Source organism: Armatimonas sp., from assembly GCF_043760365.1.
In the GTDB taxonomy this organism is placed as follows: Bacteria; Armatimonadota; Armatimonadia; order Armatimonadales; family Armatimonadaceae; genus Armatimonas.
Genome location: NZ_JAYUPA010000385.1, coordinates 1 through 1,805 on the forward strand (window position 1 = coordinate 1; position 1,805 = coordinate 1,805).

The 1,805-nt window shown below is 62.3% G+C and carries 2 protein-coding genes; both read left to right on the forward strand.

Features of this window, described 5'->3' with window-relative positions; genetic code table 11:
- Nucleotides 1–581: hypothetical protein (locus tag ACH2EH_RS09230; protein WP_395141004.1), on the forward strand; the 581-nt coding region annotated here is incomplete at its 5' end.
- Nucleotides 582–759: 178 nt separating this feature from the next.
- Nucleotides 760–1,805, forward strand: a 1,046-nt coding sequence (locus tag ACH2EH_RS09235) for an amidohydrolase family protein (RefSeq protein WP_395141006.1), incomplete at its 3' end; no start/stop codon positions are given.

Sequence of the window (1,805 nt, forward strand, 5' to 3'; positions counted from 1 at the left end):
ACGACGGCCTCTATCCCTACGCCAAAGACGCCTCCGATGCCTATGTGCCGCAGATATGGGCGGGCTATCCGCAGTGCAAGGCGATCATTGATGCGATGCCCTTTCTCCACGACTCGCCCGTGCTCTACACCAATAACTGGATGACCGGCTCGCTGACCCCCTACATCAAGAGCCGTCAGGTCTGGCGCTGCGCGGGGGACACGGGCTTTGACATTCTGGATAATAACTTCAACTGCGGCGGCCCCTGCCCTCTAGCGGCTCGCCCCAGTATGTACGAGCGCTACGGGGCATCGTATTTGTTCCGCACCGAGATCGCCTTCCGCCGCCTGAACCTAGACACGACCACAGCGCTAACCGCCACGGGTCAGGAAGTCGGCCTGGCACAGGTCAACATTCTCTTTGATGGCAACGGTGGCTGGCACGCCAGCCCAATGCGCTTCGATCCGCTGGGCTGGGACCGCAAGGGACTGCGCTACACCACCCTCTTTGCCGATGGCCATGTCAAGTTCCTCACCAACGACGACTACCAGAAGGCGTGGAGTGTCACTTTTGCAGCCCCCCGCTCGAACCCGTGCCAGTGAATTGCCCCGACGAGATCGCCCCCGTTGGAGGGGGGCGTCTTATTGACGGCTTCGCCGACACAAAGGCTGCAAGCAGCCATAGAAATTCGGATGGGCGGCACGCCCTTTGTGTCCGCGGCACGAGGACAATATCACGCCCCCGTTCATGGGGGCGGTCAAGAGGGGGGCGGTCACGATCATGCCTGATCTGACCGATCTTTTGCGCAACACCGACGGCCCTGTGCGACTGAAGGCACGCTGGGTGCTTCCCATCTCCGGCCCGCTCTTTGAAAACGGAGAGGTGGCGTTTGAAAACGGTAAGCTGACCTATGTCGGGCGGGCGCGGCCCGACGACGGGGCGCTGGATCTGGGGCTGGCGGCGATCCTGCCCGGACTTGTCAATGTCCATGCGCATCTGGAGTACACCGTGCTGCGCGGCCTGCTTGAGGACATGCCCTTCTTCCCCTGGATCCGAGGGCTCACGGCGCTCAAGCAGTTTCTCACTCTCGACGACTGGGTGACCTCCGCCACTCTCGGGGCGGCGGAGATGGCGGCGGCGGGGATCACGACCATCGGAGATGCCTGCGATGCAGGTGCGAGCGTGAGTGCCCTGGCAAGCTCGGGCCTGCGGGGGACGGTCTTTCGCGAGGTCTTTGGGATTGAGAACACGCCACCAGTCAGTCAGACACTTGATCTGCTCAAACGCCAGCTCGCACAGATGGGCAGCACACTCACCCGAAGCAGCGCCGAGAGCCGTGTTCACCTGGGAATCTCCCCACACGCCCCCTACACCGTCCGCGCCGAGCTCTTCGGAGCCCTTGCTAGCTTCGCGGATCAAAATGGCTACATTCAGACCATCCATCTCGCCGAGTCCCCGGCGGAGGAAGCACTCTTCCAGATCGGTGGCGGCCCCTTCAAGGAGATGTTTGAGCGGCGCGGGATTATGTGGGACACCAAAAATATCTCGCCGATTGCCTACGCGAAACAATCCGGTGCTCTGGATGCACGAACGCTCGCCGTGCACTGTGTTCATGCCAGCGAGGACGATATCACGCTTCTCGCCAATGCCGGGGCTTCGGTGGCGCACTGCCCCCGCTCCAACGGAAAGCTCGGGGCCGGGCTCGCACCGTTGCGGCAACTTAGGGCCCGTGGATTGGATATTGGGCTGGGCACCGACTCGATGGTCTCGGGCAACTCGGTAGATTTTTTCGAGGAGATGCGTGCCGCCGTCTACGGAGCACGTGC